Annotated in this window: 2 protein-coding genes; both read right to left on the minus strand. The window is 44.7% G+C overall.

The features are described 5' to 3' along the window. Positions 1 to 89: 89 nt before the first annotated feature. A complete protein-coding gene (gene rsgA / locus PX636_RS00245; RefSeq protein ID WP_002795598.1) occupies positions 90 to 1,166 on the minus strand; it encodes a small ribosomal subunit biogenesis GTPase RsgA in 1,077 nt (358 codons plus the stop codon). After that, positions 1,167 to 1,388, minus strand: coding sequence for a sulfurtransferase TusA family protein (locus tag PX636_RS00250; protein ID WP_002738399.1), 222 nt, complete (start codon positions 1,386 to 1,388; stop codon positions 1,167 to 1,169). Positions 1,389 to 1,410 lie beyond the last annotated feature (22 nt).

Below are 1,410 nucleotides of genomic sequence, written 5' to 3' on the forward strand. Positions count from 1 at the left end.
AACCCATAGATACAATCATTGCTGTTAAATTGTCATCTTTAGACAGTATTTATAAAGCAACCCTGAAGATAAAGACAACCGAATCGATTCTATTCAGAATCATCATTATAAATATCTTGGAGAGTTTTATTTTCGTAGCGTTCCTGATCTTGATTTTTGCCGCGACGGGAAGGACGACGATATTTTTTATTGGCTAATTTGGGTTCGTAGGTTTCTTGACCTGCTTCTTTAATTTTTAACTTTAAACTTGACTCTTTTGTGCTAGTTTTCTGTAATGACTGTTCTCGTGCGATCGCTTCTTCTAAAAACTCTAAATAATGTTGGTAACGTTCCCAATCTCCCCTCACCACACAGTTAGGTTCCCGACGGTGAGTACAATCATTAAATTGACAATTTCCCAAAGCTAAACGCGCTCTCACTTCCGGAAAATAAAAAGTTAATTGTTCCGGTAAACAATTAATATCCGGTTGGTTAAAACCCGGACTATCGGCCAATAAACCCCGATTTGGTAAAGCAAATAACTGCACATGACGGGTGGTGTGACGACCTTTTTGCAGTTTTCCCGACACATCCCCCACCCGTTGATTAATCTCAGGAATTAAGCAATTAATTAAACTCGATTTTCCCACCCCCGATGGACCGGCCAAGAGAGTAATTTTATGGTTTAATTGTGCCAATAAAGCCTCAAATCCCCTATTTTTCTCCACACTGACAAAAAAAGGCCGGTATCCCCAACTAGCTAGGCGATCGCCCCAGACCTCTATTTGTTCCGGTTCCCCCAGATCGATTTTATTGACACAGACGGCAATTTCTAAACCTGTGGACTCGGCTTTCACCAAAAAACGACTGATCAGCCAAGGATCGAGGACGGGTTCAGCAAGGGCAAAAACTAGCAAAATCTGCTCGATATTGGCAACGGCCGGCCGATCGATCTCGGTACTGCGGGGGAGGACTTCTGCGATCGCACCCTGCTGATCGCCAAAATTGGCTTCCTCCACGCGCACCCGATCACCAACCATCACCGACTGACCGATTTTTTGCAAGCGAGCGCGACGGGTACAGAGAAGATTCTCGCCCATAACGGCAGAATCCAAGCGTACCTGATAGAAATTCGCCTGTACAGCCACCACTGTGCCGTATAAATCGGTTAATTGTGCATCTACCATTTAGGAATCGGGGCGATAGACTTTGAGAACAAAAAAGCTATCTCGGTCCTCGATCGATTCTATCTGATAACCCTCCACTGTCAGGCTAGTGGGAACCTGTTCGATCGGTTCCCCGGCATCTAACCAGACTTCCAACCGTTCCCCGGCGGTCATTTTCTCTAATTGCAATTTTGTTCGGACAAAATTAATTGGGCAGGGAGTGCCGCGCAGGTCTAAAGTCATAGTTATTTAGGGTTTGCTGAAA

It is taken from the genome of Microcystis sp. M53598_WE2, from assembly GCF_030067735.1.
Lineage (GTDB): Bacteria > Cyanobacteriota > Cyanobacteriia > Cyanobacteriales > Microcystaceae > Microcystis > Microcystis aeruginosa.

Bases quoted from the DNA above. Each gene is read 5' to 3' on its own strand.
- rsgA (WP_002795598.1), bottom strand. From the start codon at position 1,166: ATGGTAGATGCACAATTAACCGATTTATACGGCACAGTGGTGGCTGTA.
- PX636_RS00250 (WP_002738399.1), bottom strand. From the start codon at position 1,388: ATGACTTTAGACCTGCGCGGCACTCCCTGCCCAATTAATTTTGTCCGA.